Origin of the sequence: Rahnella sp. BIGb0236, assembly GCF_004364755.1 — a bacterium.
GTDB lineage: Bacteria > Pseudomonadota > Gammaproteobacteria > Enterobacterales > Enterobacteriaceae > Rahnella > Rahnella victoriana.
The window spans coordinates 482,767-501,608 of the sequence record NZ_SOAO01000003.1; the positions used below are offsets into that span (position 1 = coordinate 482,767).

The window sequence follows — 18,842 nt, forward strand, 5'->3', positions numbered from 1 at the left end:
CGCTCTGATTGATAATGAATTTCGTATAACACGCACATCTTATATTAAGCCACCGCGATGGATTGTTTATTTCAATTGCCCTTTGTAAGCAAGTGCAACGGCGGCGCGGATTTTTACTCCACTGAAAGCCATTCATCGGCTTCTTCAAACATTTCTTCTAACATTTGGTTTAATTGCGAACGTTCCTGCTTGCTGGCGCCGTGGGTGTTCAGCCCGTTGGCCTGCATCGGTTTGACCTTTACTTCCGCGTCAGGAAACAGCCGGTGAACCCGCTTGACCAGTTCCGCTTCAATCTTTTCACTGGCATTCGGGATACCGGAGACATTCCGTTTGTCAAAAATCAGTTCGACCCGCATAACATTCCTCATCAATATGACTGGCAAAAAAAAATAGCTGTTCAAATATACAGTGTTATGCCTGCGGGTCCAAGTGATTTTTAGCCGGTTGTGTGCATCACCCCGCGTCCGCTGAGACGCTGACGATCATGCGGGCGGCGCAGATCCAGTTCCGGGCCTGCCGGAACAATGCCGGTCGGGTTAAGCCACAGAATGCCGTAGTAGCCCTGTTTGATGTGCGGGAGGTTTACCGTGTCGCTGATCCCCGGCCACTGGTAGAGTTCGCGCAAATAATTTGAAAGATTAGGGTAGTCTTCGATACGGCGGATATTGCATTTGAAGGCACCGTGATAGGCACTGTCAAAACGCACCAGCGTGACGAACAGCCGCCAGTCGGCTTCGGTCAGATATTCACCGGCGATATAACGGTGAGTCTGTAAATGCGCCTCGAGGGTATCGAGCGTGCTGAACAACCGGGTTACGGCCGCGTTGTAGCTTTCCTGCGTTTTCGCAAAGCCGGTCTTGTAAACCCCGTTGTTGACGTCGTGATAAATCACCTCATTCCAGCGGTCGATCTCTTCGCGCAGGGCGGCAGGGTAGAAGTCATCCTGATTACCCGTCAGCGCATCAAAGGCATGGTTGAGAATGCGGATAATGTCGGCAGATTCATTGTTGACGATGCGGCCTTCCTGGCGATCCCACAACACTGGCACCGATACCTTACCGGTGTAAGTGGCGTCGCTGGCGGTATACAGCTGATGAACATAGCTGACCGGCGCAATCTTATCGCCTGCATCTTGCGGCGTATCGAACGTCCAGCCATTTTCGCCAATCACCGGCTGCGCGACCGAAATCTGAATGAATTTTTCCAGTCCTTTCAGATGGCGTAAAATCAGCGTGCGCGATGCCCACGGGCAGAGCAAAGAGATGAACAACTGGTAGCGCCCCGCCTGCGGCCCGATATGCATTTCACGAAACGCGGTGTCTTCCCGATGAAAGGCACCGTTTTTGATTTCTTCTTTCGCGACGTCGCCGCTTACCCATTTTCCGTTGACCAGTCCTGACACGATGGCGCACTCCGCTCTGTTTTTATCAGCTTGTTAGAATTCAGATCCCAAGCTAACGGTTTCAGGCCGGGCTATAAACGACATAATTTTCATAGAGAAGGTCAAATAATTTGAAGGGGAAATGCGGGGCAAAAAAAAGCCAACCGGTGAGGGCTGGCTTTTTCGGCTTCATGTCTGGCGGCGAACGTCAGTTTGCCAGGAAGCGTTTTTCATCGGTCAGTACCTGCAACAGCAGGCCAAGCTCCGGTTTCTGATCTTTAATCCGCTTGCCGTGCGCATCGAACGCACGGAAATCACCGTCAGTCTCGAGTTCCAGCGTCTGATCTGGCGTGGTGATCACCAGCGTTCCGTCATCACTGGTGGTTACCCAGTTGTGACGACGTTTGGCTGCAAATAAATCCTCACCCTGAGAGTAATCGGCAGGCGCGGTGGTCACGTGCAACAGGCGCTGCATCAGCGTGGTCATCACATCGGCATGGTCGGTCAGCTTATCGATACTTTGCGCCGGTGTCCCCGGCCAGTGGATGATCAGCGGAACCTGCAACTGCTGGCGGTTCATGGCATTGCCGGAACCCCAGGTCCCGTTTTCGTTGAATTCGATGCCGTGAGACGCGGTGATCACCACCACGGTTTTATCCAGTTCGCCGCGATCTTTCAGTGCCTGCAGAATCGCCTTGATCTGTTCATCGACCGTCTGCGCACCCGACTGATAACGACGGATAAAGGGTTTGCCGACCGGTACGCTGTCGCCATTCTGACGTAATGCCGCGCTGATACCGTTCAGGTTCACATACGAGAACCACGGGCCGTTACCGCGCACATTCAGCCATTGCTGCCACTGATACACCGTCTGCGCGTCGGTCTGTTTCACCGGCGGCGGCAGGGTAAAGTCAGTCAGCAATGCCTGACGGTACAGTGGGCTGTTAAAGCCGTCGGAAGCAAACAGGCCAAATTCATAGCCTTGCTGCTCCAGCGAGGTCACCAGCGCAGAAGGCTTACGTGCCGCCAGAATGCCCTGCATATAGCTCGGTGAAATCCCGTAGAACAGGCCAAACTGGCCGGTATCGTTACGGTTACCGGAACTGAAATGCTGATCAAAACGGATGTTGTGTCGGGCGAAGTCGCTCAGCACCGGCATGTCGTTATCGAGCGTGGCGGTATGAACGCCGTCCAGCACCACCATCAGCAAGTTATATTTGGAACCTGTTTTCGCAAAACTGATGCTGTTCAGCGGATATTCCACTGCCAGCGCTTCCGGATTGCCCTGTTCGATCAGGCGTTTCTGATATTCCTCGGCATTCAGCAGACCGTGTTTTTCGAGGAACTTACGCGCTGTCATCGGATACGACAGCGGCAGATTGGCGCGCTGCATGGTGATCGGACGATAGAAGTTGGCATCCGCCCAGATGTACATCAGGTGCGATGCAAAGAAGCTGGCAATAAACAGCACCACAATCGGTTTGGCAAAATTACGGCGGTTCAGGCTGCGCAGCTTCTGCCACGCCCAGGTGCCGAACAACATTTCGAGCAGGAAAATCACCGGCACAGCAATAAACATCAGCTGCCAGTCACGCGCCATCTCGCCCCGGCCGGGATTCACCACCAGTTCCCAGACCACAGGATTAATGTGCAGATGGAAACGGGTAAAGACTTCGGTATCGACCAGGATCAGCGTCAGCCCGGCGGTCGCCAGAATGGCAGACAGGAACCGCAGCAGGCGCTGCGACATCACCACAAAAGTGAGCGGGAAAATAATCAGCAGATAGGCAGCAAAACCGATAAAGCTGAAATGCCCAAGCCAGCTGACCAGTGCGTAAATACGCCCCTGCAATGAAGAAGGCCAGTCAGAAACAAACAGGTAGCGGCTGCCGATCCCCAGAATGAGCAGGATATTAAACAGGGCGAACCAGTGGCCCCAGCTGATCATCTGGGATACTTTTTCGCGATAGCGCTGACGATTCGTCACCATGAGAGGTTTTGGGCAAGTAATGGATTAATGGGCTTTATCTTCTCTTATCGACGCTTGCAACGCCTTCGCAAAAGACTGAGACAAGGCTTTGCGCTGTGCAGGAGCGACGCTGGTATTAATAAGGTTTGTCACCATATTGCCCAGAACCATCAAAGACAGGTCTGTCGGGGCGCGGTGTTTTTCCAGAACGGTTGCCAGCTCGGAAAGGAGTTGTTCAACGTGTTCGTCACTGTAACGGGATGATTGTGCCATAGAGTATTGTGCTTCTTGATCTGACAAAGTCCAATATCTTAGCGTATCACAGACTCACTTTCCGCATTTTTATAACCCCCTTCCTACTTCGCCTTGCTGATGCGCGGGCTGCGCGATTAAATTCTTCTTTCTAAGGCATGAGCGGTTGCGGCTTTAGAACTTCGGTGTTTGAATACGCCCCGCAGGCACGCCCTTCTTAAACGGCTGCAATTCTTACAGGAGAGAGTCCCCCATGAGTCTGGATATTGAGCAGATCGCTCTGCACCAGTTGAACAAACGTGACGAGCAAACGCTGGATGTTGTGCTGCGCGATACGCTGCTGACGCCAAATGCGGCCGTTGATGAAATGATGGCGGAGTTGCACCGCGTTTACAGTGCCAAAAGCAAAGCCTACGGTTTGTTCAATGAAGACAGCGAACTGGCTGTGGCGTTACGCAGTTGCCGCAAAGGGGACGACGATTTCCTGTCATTCAGCCGCGCCGCCACGGGGCGTTTGCGTGATGAACTGGCGAAATACCCGTTTGCCGAAGGCGGCGTGGTGTTGTTCTGCCATTACCGCTTCCTGGCGGTGGAATATTTGCTGGTCGCCGTGCTCAACAGCCGCAGCAGCATGCGCGTCAATGAACAGCTGGATGTCAGCAGCATTCATTATCTCGATATCAATCATGCGGATATCGTGGCGCGTATTGATCTGACCGAATGGGAAACCAACCCGGAATCCACCCGTTACCTGACTTTCCTGAAAGGCCGGGTAGGGCGCAAAGTCTCGGATTTCTTTATGGATTTCCTCGGCGCATCCGAAGGTCTGGATACCAAGGCGCAAAACCGCGGCCTGTTGCAGGCGGTTGACGATTTCTGTACCGAAGCGCAGCTCGATAAAAATGAGCGTCAGAATTACCGTCAGCAGGTTTATACCTACTGCAACGAGCAGTTACAGGCGGGCGAAGAAATCGCACTGGATGATTTGTCCGAAGAACTGCCGCCGTGGAATGACAAGAAATTCAAAGAGTTTACGCAGGAACAAGGTTATCAGCTGGAAGAGACTTTCCCGGCGGATCGCAGCACCTTACGTCAGCTCACCAAATTCGCGGGCAGCGGCGGCGGGCTGAGCATTAACTTTGACGCCATGCTGATGGGCGAACGCATCTTCTGGGATCCGGCCACGGATACCCTGACCATCAAAGGCACGCCACCGAATTTGCGGGATCAGTTGCAGCGCAAAGCGGGCAATAAATAATCGCCCCCTCCCCTGCGAAGGGGAGGGTTGGGGTGGGGTATTAAAAGCAAAATCAAGATGTTGAAGTGTGCTTTAGCAAAGGGTGTTAGCCCTTAAAACCCCCTCCCGCCTCCCCCTTCGCAGGGGGAGGAGCAAACCTGAATAGCGCCCAATAAAAAACACCGCCTGGGCGGTGTTTTTTATTTGTTCTCGCACGGCGTCCCGATGCGCAACAACTTGGTCAGCGATTAAACGCGAACGAAGTCGATGTGAGCCAGTTTTGGCTTGAACGGGTGACGCTGTACAGCCTGAACTTTAACTTTGGTTTCTTTACCGTCGATAACCAGAGTAATAGCTTCAGAGTAGAACTCCGCTTTAACTTCCATGTTCTTAACAGAATCATGGTCCAGTTTGATAGAAACCGGAGCAGCTGAGCCACCGTAAACGATAGCCGGGAATTTGTTTTCTGTACGCAGGCGGCGGCTCGCACCTTTGCCCTGCTCGTCCTGTGGACGTACTTCTACATTGATAGTGAACATGTATGTTTCTCTATATAAGAAAGTTTGCCCCGCCACCTGCGACCGAGTGACGAGTTGAGTACTGCAACTTCCACACAAGGCGAAAGCGGGCGGTATGATACCGGAGTCGTGCCGTAGCAACAATGAATAATTACCAATTTGGTAATGCTTGTTACCCGCGCAACTCATTGGCGCGCCGGTAGCGGCCTTCATAATCAAACATTTTTTCCCGCACCTGCCAGAACTGGCCTTTCATACGGGCCACCACAAAATCCGGATGACGTAATAAAACCTGCTGCGCGACGATATCCGCAGCGGTGTTCCATTCCAGCGGTACGCCCGGCGCGCGCTGGTGCGGACGCAGGAAGTTATGCAAAAACGCCATGCGCTGGGCCGGTGTTTGCAGGCGGAAGCGTTCGGAAACGTCGGCACCGTCTTCATCGTAATAGGTAATTTTCAGCCACTCGCCTTTGTCGTCGCGGCCATTTTCCAGATTCATGCCGCCGCAGCGCAGGACCAGCGCATCTTTCAGACGCAGCGCCGCTTTCAGCATGTCATCGGGATCGACCAGAATTTCCTGACACTGATGGCAACGCCGTGCGGCGATGTCGTTTTCCGCGCCGCAATGCGGACAGCTTTTAAAGCGGAAGCGAAAATCACACTGCTCGCGGTTGCCTTCGTCATCTTCCAGCACGCCCTGACAGCGGCGGCCAAAATGCTCAATAATGGTGCCGTCTTCGGTGGTTTTTCCCCAGAAAATATTGGCAAAACCGCAGGCCGGGCAGAAGACCTGTACCGGTTTGTTATCACCCGCCGGTTTATGGCTGCCGACTTCCGGCGTAAACAGGTCGTGCGGATTGCCAGCGTAATCGAGGATCAGGCAGTCGGTTTTGCCGGGTGCCAGCCGCAGCCCGCGTCCGACAATTTGCTGATAAAGGCTGACCGATTCGGTAGGGCGCAAAATAGCGATCAAGTCCACATGCGGTGCATCGAAACCGGTGGTCAGTACCGACACATTCACCAGATAGCGCAACTGCCGGGCTTTGAAAGCATTGATCAGCCGGTCACGGTCAACCGCATGGGTCTGTGCGCTGATCAGCGCCGCTTCGCCTTCCGGCAGCAATCCGTAAATCTCTCCGGCATGTTCTACCGTCGAGGCAAAAATCATCACGCCTTTGCGATCCTGCGCGAACTCGACGATCTGGCTGATGATGTGTGGCGTGATGCGCTTTTGCTGACGCAGTTCGTCATTCAGATCTGCTTCGCTGAACAGGCCGTTACTGTTGGCCTGTAAGCGGCTGAAATCGTAACTGACCACCGGCATATCGAGCCGCTCAGGCGGCACCAGAAAGCCATTTTTAATCATGTAGCGCAGCGGCAGTTCATAGATGCAGTCGCGGAACAGGCTGTTCGCATCGCCGCGTACGATGCCCTGATGGTGATACTGATAAATCCAGCCTTTGCCCAGACGATAAGGCGTGGCGGTCAGGCCGAGCAGACGCAGACGGGGGTTTTGCGCTTTAAGATGGCCGATGATCTGCTGATACTGGCTGTTGTCATCGTCAGAAATCCGGTGGCATTCATCGATAATCAGCAGGGAAAACTCGCCGCTGAATTGGTCAAGGTTCGGCGCGACGGACTGCACGCTGCCGAACACCACTTTGCCGCTGCTTTGTTTCAGGTTCAGCCCGGCGGCGAAGATGTCCGCTTCCAGCCCGTAGGACAGATATTTACTGTGATTTTGCGCCACCAGTTCTTTGACGTGCGCGAGCACCAGCACACGCCCGCGCGCCACCCTGGCCAGTTCGGCAATCACCAGACTTTTTCCGGCACCGGTGGGAAGCACAATCACCGCCGGTTCATCGTACTGGCGGAAGTGACGCAGCGTGGCATCCACGGCATCTTGCTGGTAGGGACGGAGGGTAAAAGCAGTCACGCGATGATCACCTGTTGATTTTCCGGTTAACAACCCTGTTTATAAAAACAGTAATGAAGTATGCCAAGAAATCCACCGGATGGCGATGAGCAAAAAAATCACCCGCCGTGAATGTTTAGCCTGCTTATTTTCCTTCTTCCTTACCGGATGCGCGGCTATACTGGTCAGCTCAATGCGGCAGTGTGTCTGCCCCCCCCGAAGTAATAATAACTCGTTGCAATTATTACGAAACGAACAACCCTGAACCCTGTCAGTTGCCTGAGCGCAGCGGCGGGGTCTTGTGTTTTATCAGTAACGCGATCACTCAGATCGCCATGAAGGCAAGTCGATCCAATGCGTCTGGACAAATTTCTCTCTCAGCAATTAGGTGTAAGCCGCGCGCTTGTGTTGCGTGAACTGCGCAATAAACGTGTCACCGTCGACGGTGAAATCGTCAAAACCGGCGCGATGAAAATCAGCCCTGAACAACGCGTCGAATTTGACGGCAATGTGCTGGATCAAATCACCGGCCCGCGTTATTTCATGCTTAACAAACCGCAGGGTTATGTGTGTTCCACCGATGATCCTGATCATCCGACCGTGCTGTATTTCCTCGAAGAGCCGGTGGCTTACAAGCTGCATGCGGCAGGGCGTCTGGACATCGACACCACGGGGCTGGTGCTGATGACCGATGACGGACAATGGTCGCACCGCATTACCTCCCCGCGCCATCACTGCGAAAAAACCTATCTGGTGACGCTGGAACATCCGCTGGCTGACGATACCGCCGCGCAGTTTGAAGCGGGCGTTCAGCTGCATAACGAAGATTCCCTGACCAAACCGGCACAACTCGAGAAAATCGAGGACTGTCTGGTGCGTCTGACCCTCAGCGAAGGCCGTTATCATCAGGTAAAACGCATGTTTGCTGCGGTCGGTAACCGCGTGATCGCGCTGCACCGTGAACGTATCGGTGAGATTGTGATGGATGAAGATTTGGAACCGGGTCAGTACCGGCCTTTAACTGAGCAGGAAGTGGCCAGCGTTGGCGTTCCCTCGCGATAGTTTTTTATTAACTGGAGCAGCTGAAAGTGCAAGAAAAACCGGTCTCCCACATCGGACTGATTTTCATCCTGGGATTGATATCGATGCTGATGCCTCTGGCTATCGATATGTATCTGCCAAGTATGCCTGTGATTGCGCAGGAATATGGCGTTCCGGCGGGCAGCGTGCAAATGACCCTCAGCGCTTACGTGCTGGGGTTTGCGATAGGGCAGCTGTTTTACGGGCCGATGGCGGACAGCCTTGGGCGTAAGCCGGTTATCTTCTGGGGCGTGCTGATCTTTGCCGTCGCGGCTGGTGCCTGTGCGCTGGCTCAGTCGGTCGAGCAACTGGTCTGGATGCGTTTCCTGCACGGTCTGGCGGCGGCCGCGGCGAGTGTGGTCATCAATGCGCTGATGCGCGATATGTTCACCAAAGATGAATTCTCACGAATGATGTCTTTCGTGGTGCTGGTGATGACAGTTGCGCCGTTGCTGGCGCCGATGCTCGGCGGTTTGCTGATGGCGATTTTCAGCTGGCACGCGATTTTCTGGGCAATGGCTATCGCCGCGCTGATCGCCGCGACGCTGGTGGGCGTGTACATCAAGGAAACGCTGCCCAAAGAGCGGCGGCAAAAATTCCATCTGCGCACCAGCGTCGGCAACTTTGCTTCCCTGTTTCGGCATAAACGTGTGCTGAGTTATATGCTGGCGAGTGGTTTCTCGTTTGCCGGGATGTTCTCCTTCCTCAGCGCCGGTCCGTTTGTTTATATCGAACTGAACGGTGTATCGCCGCAGAATTTCGGTTTTTACTTTGCGCTGAATATCGTTGCACTGGTCATTCTGACGCTGATCAACAGCCGCAATGTGCGCCGGACCGGCGCGGTGAAAATGTTCCGTTTCGGGCTGTTTGTGCAGCTGACGATGGGCATGTGGCTGGTGATCGTCTGCACTTTCGGGCTGCCATTCTGGGCGATGGTGATTGGCGTGGCGGGGTATGTCGGCGTGATTGCGATGGTGACGTCCAACGCGATGGCGGTGATCATGGATGACTTCCCGCATATGGCCGGTACGGCGGCGTCACTGGCGGGGACGATTCGCTTCGGCACCGGTGCGGCGATTGGCTCTGTGTTGTCGCTGTTTACCGCCAAAAGCGCCTGGCCGATGGTCGGCTCCATGGCGTTCTGTGTCCTGGCCGCCACCTTGCTGTATCTCTACGCCAGCCGTCCGGCGAAAGCTGTATCTGCATAACTCCCTCCCCTGCGAAGGGGAGAAACAAAGTCCGGTTGGCCTGCTGATTTTACAGATGTCGAAGCAGGAATTCGGTCTGCTCCCTCCCCTGCGAAGGGGAGGGTTGGGGTGGGGTATTAAGGTCAAAATCAGAAAGCTAACGTTTTCTTTAACAAGGGGTTAGCCTTTAAAACCCCCTCCCAACCTCCCCCTTCGCAGGGGGAGGAGCTAAACCAGCACCGTTTTGGGTCATTAAACCACTTCTGCTTTCACTCCCTGAACCCTGCGCGCGGCTTTGGCACGGGCGTATTCATCCGCCATGGCTTTGGCTTTCGCACCCGGCACCAGCGCCATGTCGCACTCTTTTGGCAGCAGGGTGGTGACCGCCGCAGCAATCAGCAATGAGGCTACCAGCGCATAAATCGCGGTGCTCTGGCCGTACAGACTGACCAGCACGCCGACCAGATAGGGTCCGCAGAACCCGCCAAGATTCCCCAGACCGTTAATCACACCGCGTGCGCTCCCCGCGACTTCCGGCGTGGTGACTTTGCCCGGAATGGTCCAGAAGGCACTGGTCGCGGCTTGCAGGAAGAAACCGGCACCGACCAGGAAACCGTAGGCCGCCATGATGTTATGACCGAATGCCACAGACGCGGCCAGACAGGCGGCGAAGCCACACAGCGGCAGGGCGATGAACATACGGCGCTTACCGGTTTTATCCGACAGTACCGACATCGCCAGGATCCCCAGCATGGTGCCGACGTAAGGAATAATCGCCAGCATACCCACCGAACTCATGTCGCCGCCGGTCAGGTTTTTCAGGATGGTGGGCAACCACAACGTATAGCCGTAAATCCCGGTCTGATAGAAAAAGTTAATGATGATCAGTTTGACGATGGACTTGTTGCGGAACACCTCTTTCAGCGGCGCGTTATTCACCGGCGCCAGTGCCCGCAGGGCCTCACGTTCGCGGTTCAGCTCAGTCACCAGATAGTCGCGTTCACGGTCTGACAGCCATTTGGCTTCTTCAGGACGGTCGCTGATGGTGAACCACCAGAACAGCATCACCACGAAAGATAACGTCCCTTCGATGATGAACAACCAGCGCCAGTCGAGCGTATCCAGGATCAGGCCCGACAGCGGTGCGGTGATCATTCCGCCAAGTGGCGCGAACATCAGTACATAAGCATTGGCGCGGCCACGTTCTTTATCCGGGAACCAGTTGCTGACCATGGTCAGCACCACCGGCAACATCCCGCCTTCTGCCACGCCGAGCGCGAAGCGCAGGAACAGAAGCTGATACTGATTGGTGATAAAGCCGGTCAGGATAGAGATCACCGCCCAGGCAATCAGCGAGCAGGCGATGAATTTACGTCCGCTGCCGTGCACGGCCAGACTGCCGCCGGGAACCTGCAGGAATAAATAACCGATAAAGAAAATACCGGCGGCCAGACCGGCCATTGACGCGGTGATCCCTAATTCAGCATCCATTCCGCCTGGCATGGCGAAACTAATATTGACCCTGTCCATGAAGGAAATAATACAGGCGATAAGAATAGGTGTTATTACACGAAGCCAGCGAGCCTTAGGAATCTTATTATCCATGTTCTTTCCTCTGTGTGCTTGTAATCGGCGATGGCTTAATAAAAGCATTTTGAGGAAAGTATTTCGTGACAGGAGTCACGTTGAATTATGTTAAGAAAAGGTGTTACTACATACGTGATCCTGCACCGGAGTTGGCGTGCAGGATGGAAGAGGGAAATTCAGTAAGAAAAGAGGATTAAATCGTGCCGCCGAGGGAGATGCGGTAGTGCAAATCCACCCGTTCAATGGTCGGCAGGTTTCTGATTTTTTTGAGCAATATCTCAGCCACAACCTTGCCCATTTCAAAGCGTGGCGTAATCACACTGGCTAATAATGGGGTCGTCGCCAGCCCGATATCCAGCCCGTGGAAGCCGGAAATCGCCATGTCCTGCGGTACGCGGATGCCCAGTTTGATACATTCCTGTAACACGCCCACCGCAATATCGTCGTTGGTACACAAAATGGCATTGGTCTGCGGATAGAGCTGGCGCGCCATAGATAACATGCCTGCGCCGATAGACACCGATGACACTTTATTGGGCGTGATATGCACCGGTGTCAGTCCGCGTTCAGACATCGCGCGGCTGTAGCCCTGATAACGTTTCTGGTCGCGGGCATCTGACATCGACCCGAAATACACCACATGCTCTTTGCCGCTGGCGAGCAGGGTATTGGCCATATCGTAACCGGCCTGCTGATTATCAAATCCCACCGCGATACGCCCGTGCGGGTCATCCAGATCCATCACCTGCGCCACCGGGATCTCACTCGCATTCAGGTACTTATCGGCTTTCAGCGTATGCACGGAGTCGGTGAGGATCAGCCCCGCCAGCTGATAACCGAGCAGGTTGATGATGTGTTCTTCTTCGCGCTCTTTGCTGTAATCATAATTGACCACCAGCGTCTGAAAGCCCTGCGCGGAAGTGACCGATTCAATGCCTGCCAGCAAATCGGAGAAAATCTGGTTATTGAACGAGGGGACTAATATGCCGATACGCGGCGCTTTGGCCGGTCCGCGGGCTTCTTCCAGCGGATAACCCACTTCTTCCATGACCTTCGTGATGCGCTCACGGGTTTCAGGAGACACCTTTTCCGGCGTGCGCAGAAAACGGCTCACCGTCATCTTCGTGACATCCGCCAGTTGGGCGATGTCCTGTAGTGTCACGCGCTGGTTTCTCATGCGGAATGTTCCTGGTTGGGGCGGCAAATATACCTGATTATTGAAACAGAAAGCGCCGAAGATTGTTATCAAAATGATGAGGATCACAGCGGGAGTAACAGGGTTTTTTAACATCCTGCGAGGTGATCTGCATCACAGTTTAGCGCAGGGTAAACCGGTGTAGTGAAGCTAACTTTTTAAATCAGCATTCAATAAGGCCAACGTCATGACAAATCTCTTCTCACTGGATAATAAAAAGATTCTGGTTACCGGCTCGACGCGCGGTCTGGGTTTCCTGCTGGCGAAAGGGCTGGCGCAGCATGGCGCGGAAATTATCGTCAACGGTACGCAACCTGAATCGACGCAAAAAGCGGCGGAAGCCCTGCGTGCGGAAGGCTTTATTGCCCATGCGGTCTCCTTTGATGTCACCTCCAGTCAGGCGGTGAATCAGGCGATTGACCATATTGAAAGCACCATAGGACCGATTGATGTGCTGGTGAATAACGCCGGTATTCAGCGCCGCCATAAATTCACCGAGTTTCCGGAAAAAGACTGGGACGACGTGATCGCCGTAAACCAGAAATCCGTATTCCTGGTGTCGCAGGCGGTGGCGCGTTACATGATCCAGCGTGAGCGCGGCAAAATCATCAATATCGGTTCGATGCAAAGCGAACTGGGCCGCGACACCATCACGCCGTATGCCGCCTCAAAGGGCGCGGTGAAAATGCTGACCCGCGGCATGTGCGTCGAACTGGCGCGCTACAATATTCAGGTTAACGGCATCGCGCCGGGCTATTTCAAAACCGATATGACGCAGGCGCTGGTGGATAACAAAGAGTTCTCCGAATGGCTGTGCAAACGCACGCCGGCCGCACGCTGGGGCAATCCGGAAGAGCTGGTGGGTGGTGCAGTTTACTTATCATCAAAAGCGTCCGATTTTGTGAATGGTCATCTTTTATTCATTGACGGCGGCATGCTGGCGGCGGTTTAAAAGGAAACATAATGAGCACTGAAGACACCAAAATTGCACTGGTAACCGGCGGCGGGAGCGGCATCGGATTAAGCGCCGCCAAAGCGCTGGAAGCGATCGGCTTTATTGTGATCCTGGCCGGACGCAACAAAGAAAAGCTGGATCAGGCGGTGGCGTTGTTTACGCCGGGGCAGGCGGTGGCGCGTCAGCTGGATGTCACCAGCCCGTCGTCGGTGGCCGCGCTGTTTCAGGATATTCAGGAAACCTTCGGGCGGCTGGATGTGCTGTTCAATAACGCCGGTAATAACGTGAAAGATGTGCCAATCGAAGAACTGCCGGTGGAAGACTGGCTGTCGGTGATCAATACCAATCTCACCGGCGCGTTTTTATGTACACAAGCGGCGGTAAAATTGATGAAACAGCAATCGCCACAGGGCGGCCGTATCATCAACAACGGGTCGATTTCGGCGCAGTCGCCGCGTCCGAATTCCGCGCCTTACACGGCCAGCAAACATGCCATCACCGGTCTGACCAAATCCACCGCGCTGGATGGCCGGGCGTTTAACATTGCCTGCGGACAGATAGATGTCGGCAACGCCGCGACGGACATGGGCAATAAAGCGCTGGCAGGCAGAATGCAGGCGGACGGACATATTGCTGAGGAACCGGTGATCCCGGTGGAGCGCGTCGGTGAGGCGGTGGCGTTTATGGCCGGTTTGCCGCTCGATACCAACGTGCTGACCATGACGGTGATGGCGAGCGCCATGCCGCTGGTCGGGCGCGGTTAAGCTGAGTTTCAGGCATAAAAAAACGGCCCGTCATGGGCCGTTTTGCATGTCAGCGTGAAGGATTACGCCGCTTTGGTTTTGCGTTTCCGGCCAAGCCAGAAAATCAGCACCAGCAGAACAATTACGCCAGCCACCATCGCCGGTGCCATGAACGGTTGCAATTTTGCCAGCAATGTCACCGGACCGCCTGCCCGTAACACCGCCACATCCTGCGCGCTGACCTGCACACCGGCGTTGCCGTAGTTTTTCAGCACGTAGTTGGAGATGTCGGCAATTTGCTGGTCGTCCAACTGACCGACATAGGATCCCACGCCGAATTTCGGCATCAGCACGTGATGGTCGCCAACCTGACGATCCACGCCGTACAGAATGGCAGAAATCAGGTTAGAGGCATTGCCCATGCCAGTGGCCGTATTGTTAAACAGCGACGGATAAGCCTGATTTTCGCTGCCTGAGCCATCCGGCTGGTGGCAACTGGCGCAATAGCCGCTGAACAGTGCAGCACCGTTGTCGATGGTTTTATTGGCGTTAAACGGATGTGCGCCGCGTAAACCTTCTTCCACATTCACCGGTTTGCCAAAAGTATCCGCCGCCTGCGTATCACGCGGGTCGCGAACCGGCGTGCTGTTTTTCAGGTAGAAGGCAATCGCGTTCAGATCGCTGTCAGACATGTATTGCAGACTGTTCTGTACCGCTTCCGCCATGCCGCCTGCTGCCTGATTTTTCCCGGCGGTACGGCCGGTTCTCAGGTATTCCACCAGTTGCGCCTGCGACCAGTTGCCGATACCGCTGACCGGATCTGAACTGATATTCGGCGCATACCACGGCCCGACCATGCCGCCTGCCAGCGGTTTATCCGTCACCGACCCCATCATCAGGTTACGGGGGGTATGGCAGGTATCACAGTGACCGGCACCGTTCACCAGATAAGCGCCGCGATTCCATTGCTCACTTTTCGACGGATCCGGCTTAAACGGCGTGCTGTCGAGGTACATCATGTTCCAGCCCGCCATGGCGATACGCATGTTGAACGGGAACGGCAGGGCGGTTTCCACATTCGGCTGCTCAACCGGTTTCACCCCTTGCTGGAAATAGACATACAGCGCGTGCATGTCGGCATCGCTCATATGGCTGTAAGAGGTGTAAGGCATGGCCGGATACAGATTGGCACCGTCCGGACGAACCCCTTCACGTACCGCGCGGATGAACTGCGCTTCGGTGTAATTGCCGATACCAGACTGCTTCGATGGCGTGATGTTAGTGGTATAAATCGTGCCCATCGGCGAGTGAATTTCATAACCCCCGGCAAAAGGTTTGCCGCCTTCCGGGGCGGTATGACAAGCCTGACAGTCAGCGGCGGTCGCCACTTCCTGACCCTGACGGATCAGTTCTGCCTGATTATCGGCAGCAAAAGCCATTCCGCTAAGGGATGCGCTTAACAGGCAGGCGGTGAGAAGTTTTTTCATGCGGCACCTGCCAGTTTTTTCGCCATATCATCAGCTGCTTTCAGGCCGAGTGCGGCCATGGTCAGCGTACTGTTTACCACGCTGGAAGACGGGATCGCGCCGCCGCCCGGTAACCACAGGTTAGCGTGGTCATGAGCACGACAGTTGCCGTTCACCACCGAATCTTTCGGATCGCTGCCCATGATGGTGCCGCCCATGATGTGGTTGTTGGCATTCAGGCTGGTGGTGATATTGAATTCTTCCGCCATAAACAGGGAACCGATGTGCTCCAGCTGCTTGTGCGCGGCTTCTGCGCCTTTACGCACGTAATCGCCGACGTCGTAATGAATGTCCGGGCACGGCAGACCGTGTGGATCTTTACGGGTGGTGCTCAGCGTCAGGCGGTTATTCGGATCCGGCAGCGGTTCGAGGCTGATGGACAAATCCACACCGAAGATTGAACGGCGGCGGATCTCTTCATCCAGCTCTTTACCCACCAGCCCCATCTGTAAGGCTTTTGAGGTGGCCGGGATCACACGGCTGATGTTGTTGAGGATCATTTTGTTGGCAGAATAATCTTTGCGGAAATCGCCGTCGCGCGGCCCCACCAGACAACTGCTTTGTGCCGGACCACGACCGATCCACAGCGGTTCTTTGGCAATGAACGTACAGTGGAAACCGGAGTGGTCCATCATGTTACGGCCAACGTGATCAGAAGAGTTGGCGATACCGTTCGGGTTCTTGTCGTTGGCCGCCATCAGCAGCAGACGCGGCGTTTCGATGCCATTACAGGCCAGCGCGAACACTTTACCCGTGGCTTTGTGCGATTTCTTCTCACTGTCCAGCCAGTGAACGGCGGTCACGTTGTTGTTTTCGTCGGTGTCAATTTTGTAGACCACCGCTTCAGCCAGCACGACCGCACCTTTGTTCTCCGCGCGTTCCACGTGGGCAATGCCGTTATACATCGCGCCAATCGGGCAGATCGGCTGGCAGTTGTTGTTGCCACAACAGGTCGGACGGCCGTTCCACGGACGGGTACTGCGGCCCTGGGGGATCGGTACGGAGCGGTAACCGTGCGGGTTAACGATTTCAGCGAAACGGGTGTCGCCGTAACCGTAAGGGACCTGTTCCATCGGATAGGGTTTGCTGCGTTCAGAAGGGGATTGCAGTTCCGGATCGTTCGGACCCGCTACGCCGATTTCTTCCTCAGCGCGGCAATAATAAGGTTCCAGCTCATCGTAAGAAATCGGCCAGTCACGTCCCACGCCATACAGGGTTTTCATTTTGAAATCGTTAGGAACATGACGCCAGCAGGAAGCCGCCCAGTGCCAGGTGGTGCCGCCCACAGTGCGCAGGTAACCCTGTTTGAAGCTGCTGGCGCTCGGTCCGGTCAGATGGACGTAGTTATTTTCCGGGAAGTACAGCGGCGCAGGCGCGTTTTTGGACTGCGGGTAAAGCCCCTGGAAATCCGAACCGGCACGGTTTTCAAACGGCATGTTGCGCCAGTTTTCCACCGCCTGAGCACGTTCAATACGCAACCCGGCTTCAAGCACCAGAACAGAATGTCCCTGACTGACCAGTTGATCGGCAATCATGCCGCCTACAACGCCGGAACCGACAACAATCACATCAGCAGACGCATCGCCGTCTGCAGTAAATTCTGGTTTTTTCATCAGGCTTTGCTCACAACATTTGTTTCAGAAGGATTGGTAAAACGATCGGCGTTCATGGATTCAGGCATCGCGGCAGCAGGCGGCGCAGCGGTGAAATACAGCGGACCGTTGCCGCAGTAAGTCGGCACAATCAGGCCGTCACTGACCGGGCGATACATCAGCGCGTCTTTATAGGAGATAAGAATGGAATCGGTTCCATGCCCGACCGTGCCGGTATACCAGGCGGTGACGATGGCGGTCACCAGTTCACCCAGACCATTTTGTTTCGCCACTTCCTGCAAATCTTTTGCCGCCTGACCTGGTTTCACCAGCGCGTGCAGTTTGCTGACCTGCGCAGGGAAGTCGGGTTGAGAGCGGTAAAACGCGTTGAAAATCTGGGCGGAAGTCCCTTCGCTGATATTTTTATGCTCAGTGATGGCCTGTGAAACCAGATAGAACTGACCGAAAATGACCGGATCCTGAGCAGCGGTTTCTTTCTCCGCCTGGCTGAGGAACGGGAAGCCGAGCAGGGTGGTGGCCACCATGGCGGACGTCAGTCCTTTCAGCAGTTCACGACGACTGAAACCGGTTCCATTTTCGGGTGTATTGCTTCCAATGATTGAAGGATCGTTTTCCATCTCTTTCTCGCTGGGATTGGGTTGTTTTGCCAAACGGCAGTGAATTCGCGTATCTGATTCTTATTATAATTTGCGTAATGCGAGATTTATCAGCGGGTTAGTTTCTGCCGATGTGTGTCGCGATAGGGTATACCACTTATAACGGTGCGGATGATAAGCCAAAGAAGAGGGATTTGTGCAAACAAATTGTGCGGATTTATTAACATTAGATCCGCAATTTAACGTATGATGCGCGGCGGTAAAAATTGTAACCAACCGGTTCATTTCAGACTGAAATTAACAGAGTGACTGAACGACCCGCTGAGGTAAAAATTCACTATCTTATTGATAATAAGAGTTTTGTGAGATTTACCTGAGTTTCCAAAGCTTTCTATTTGTATATAAAATGTAAACAAATAAGCAATTAAAAGTAGCGTCAATTGATTAAAATGGTTGTGAATCAACACGGAAAAGGTTACAAATAAGCCAAAATGAGATCTGCCTCGCAGAACAGGTGAGAGCAGAGATAAAAATGACGGTGGTCTGCCGTTTTGTATCCGGTGACGTTAATTTAATGTTAATTATTTGAACGGAATGTGGGCAAAGCTCAGCCTGTCGGCTATAACTTAAACAGTGCGGTTGTAGCCATTTTGTAAAAATATCGTGTAAATGATTTGAATGAATCATTGTCTGGGGAACCACGTGAATAATATCCAACTTTCGGTAGTACATCGTTTGCCGCAAAGTTATCGCTGGTTATCAGGGTTTGCGGGTATCAAAGTTGAACCGATTCCGCTGCCGGGTAACGAGGAAGATAACAATCTGATCGGCCTGAAACTGCTCAGCCATGAGGGCGAATTCGCCTGGCAGGTGATGCATCAGCTGACCGATGCCTTAGAAGATATTCAGGTAAAAGCGGCGATTGTTGAAATTGACGGTGAGCCTTGTCTGTTCGTGCATCGCGAAGATGAAAGCGCCACCTTGTGCTGCCTGAAAAACATCGGCGCGGCGATCGCGGAATCTGTCACCGCACTTTATCCTTTCTGACACGCCTGAATTGTCACTCCTTCAGGCGCGTTGATCCTGTG

Annotated in this window: 17 protein-coding genes; 6 read left to right on the forward strand and 11 right to left on the reverse strand. The window is 54.1% G+C overall.

Annotated features, from left to right (window positions below; translation table 11 throughout):
- Positions 1-113: 113 nt before the first annotated feature.
- The 4 genes from EDF78_RS09020 to EDF78_RS09035 form a co-directional block, all read right to left on the reverse strand.
- Positions 114-356, reverse strand: a complete 243-nt coding sequence (locus EDF78_RS09020; protein WP_095922806.1) for a DinI family protein — start codon at positions 354-356, stop codon at positions 114-116.
- 80 nt (positions 357-436) lie between these two features.
- The gene (locus tag EDF78_RS09025; protein ID WP_133822945.1) at positions 437-1,402 is read right to left on the reverse strand and encodes a glutathione S-transferase family protein; all 966 of its coding nucleotides are present in this window, start codon (positions 1,400-1,402) and stop codon (positions 437-439) included.
- Positions 1,403-1,589: 187 nt separating this feature from the next.
- On the reverse strand, positions 1,590-3,371 hold the full coding sequence (gene yejM / locus EDF78_RS09030; protein WP_095922804.1) for an LPS biosynthesis-modulating metalloenzyme YejM: 1,782 nt from the start codon (positions 3,369-3,371) through the stop codon (positions 1,590-1,592).
- A 24-nt stretch (positions 3,372-3,395) separates the two neighbouring features.
- Positions 3,396-3,623, reverse strand: coding sequence for a YejL family protein (locus EDF78_RS09035; RefSeq protein ID WP_015696497.1), 228 nt, complete (start codon positions 3,621-3,623; stop codon positions 3,396-3,398).
- A 232-nt stretch (positions 3,624-3,855) separates the two neighbouring features.
- Here EDF78_RS09035 and yejK point away from each other — a divergent pair, with 232 nt between their 5' ends.
- On the forward strand, positions 3,856-4,860 hold the full coding sequence (yejK, locus tag EDF78_RS09040; protein ID WP_119822553.1) for a nucleoid-associated protein YejK: 1,005 nt from the start codon (positions 3,856-3,858) through the stop codon (positions 4,858-4,860).
- A 227-nt stretch (positions 4,861-5,087) separates the two neighbouring features.
- Here the strand turns inward: yejK and rplY are convergent, their stop codons facing one another.
- Together rplY and EDF78_RS09050 are read right to left on the reverse strand one after the other, a co-directional pair.
- Positions 5,088-5,378 carry a 50S ribosomal protein L25 gene (rplY, locus tag EDF78_RS09045; RefSeq protein ID WP_095922802.1) on the reverse strand — a complete coding sequence of 97 codons (291 nt, stop codon included), beginning with the start codon at positions 5,376-5,378 and terminating at the stop codon, positions 5,088-5,090.
- A gap of 151 nt (positions 5,379-5,529) precedes the next feature.
- Entirely contained in the window at positions 5,530-7,293 is a 1,764-nt protein-coding gene (locus EDF78_RS09050; protein ID WP_133822946.1) for a DEAD/DEAH box helicase, read from the reverse strand.
- 333 nt (positions 7,294-7,626) lie between these two features.
- Here EDF78_RS09050 and rsuA point away from each other — a divergent pair, with 333 nt between their 5' ends.
- Complete coding sequence (gene rsuA / locus EDF78_RS09055; RefSeq protein ID WP_095922800.1) at positions 7,627-8,334, forward strand: 16S rRNA pseudouridine(516) synthase RsuA; 708 nt, start codon at positions 7,627-7,629, stop codon at positions 8,332-8,334.
- A gap of 26 nt (positions 8,335-8,360) precedes the next feature.
- The gene (locus tag EDF78_RS09060) at positions 8,361-9,560 is read left to right on the forward strand and encodes a Bcr/CflA family multidrug efflux MFS transporter (RefSeq protein ID WP_095922799.1); all 1,200 of its coding nucleotides are present in this window, start codon (positions 8,361-8,363) and stop codon (positions 9,558-9,560) included.
- 231 nt (positions 9,561-9,791) lie between these two features.
- On the opposite strand, the gene EDF78_RS09065 is transcribed toward EDF78_RS09060, so the two are convergent.
- Together EDF78_RS09065 and EDF78_RS09070 are read right to left on the reverse strand one after the other, a co-directional pair.
- Positions 9,792-11,144, reverse strand: coding sequence for an MFS transporter (locus tag EDF78_RS09065; protein ID WP_095922798.1), 1,353 nt, complete (start codon positions 11,142-11,144; stop codon positions 9,792-9,794).
- 175 nt (positions 11,145-11,319) lie between these two features.
- Positions 11,320-12,303, reverse strand: coding sequence for a LacI family DNA-binding transcriptional regulator (locus EDF78_RS09070; protein ID WP_095922797.1), 984 nt, complete (start codon positions 12,301-12,303; stop codon positions 11,320-11,322).
- A gap of 205 nt (positions 12,304-12,508) precedes the next feature.
- Here EDF78_RS09070 and idnO point away from each other — a divergent pair, with 205 nt between their 5' ends.
- Both idnO and EDF78_RS09080 read left to right on the forward strand, forming a co-directional pair.
- Positions 12,509-13,273 carry a gluconate 5-dehydrogenase gene (gene idnO, locus EDF78_RS09075; protein ID WP_095922796.1) on the forward strand — a complete coding sequence of 255 codons (765 nt, stop codon included), beginning with the start codon at positions 12,509-12,511 and terminating at the stop codon, positions 13,271-13,273.
- 11 nt (positions 13,274-13,284) lie between these two features.
- Positions 13,285-14,040: an SDR family oxidoreductase gene (locus tag EDF78_RS09080; protein ID WP_119822551.1), complete on the forward strand. Its 756-nt coding sequence runs from the start codon at positions 13,285-13,287 to the stop codon at positions 14,038-14,040.
- Positions 14,041-14,102: 62 nt separating this feature from the next.
- Here EDF78_RS09080 and EDF78_RS09085 read toward each other — a convergent pair whose 3' ends face one another.
- From EDF78_RS09085 to EDF78_RS09095, 3 genes are read right to left on the reverse strand one after another with little or no spacing between them, the layout of a single operon-like run.
- Positions 14,103-15,506, reverse strand: a complete 1,404-nt coding sequence (locus EDF78_RS09085) for a cytochrome c (protein WP_133822947.1) — start codon at positions 15,504-15,506, stop codon at positions 14,103-14,105.
- Entirely contained in the window at positions 15,503-17,158 is a 1,656-nt protein-coding gene (locus EDF78_RS09090; protein WP_095922793.1) for a GMC family oxidoreductase, read from the reverse strand. Before EDF78_RS09090 ends, EDF78_RS09085 begins: the two co-directional genes overlap by 4 nt.
- Positions 17,158-17,775 (reverse strand): sorbitol dehydrogenase family protein, encoded by a 618-nt coding sequence (locus EDF78_RS09095; protein ID WP_119822549.1) that lies wholly within the window; start codon positions 17,773-17,775, stop codon positions 17,158-17,160. The genes EDF78_RS09090 and EDF78_RS09095 overlap by 1 nt, the downstream gene beginning before the upstream one ends.
- A gap of 681 nt (positions 17,776-18,456) precedes the next feature.
- On the opposite strand from EDF78_RS09095, the gene EDF78_RS09100 reads away from it, so the two are divergent.
- Positions 18,457-18,801, forward strand: a complete 345-nt coding sequence (locus EDF78_RS09100; protein ID WP_095922791.1) for a YejG family protein — start codon at positions 18,457-18,459, stop codon at positions 18,799-18,801.
- The last annotated feature ends 41 nt before the right edge of the window (positions 18,802-18,842 follow it).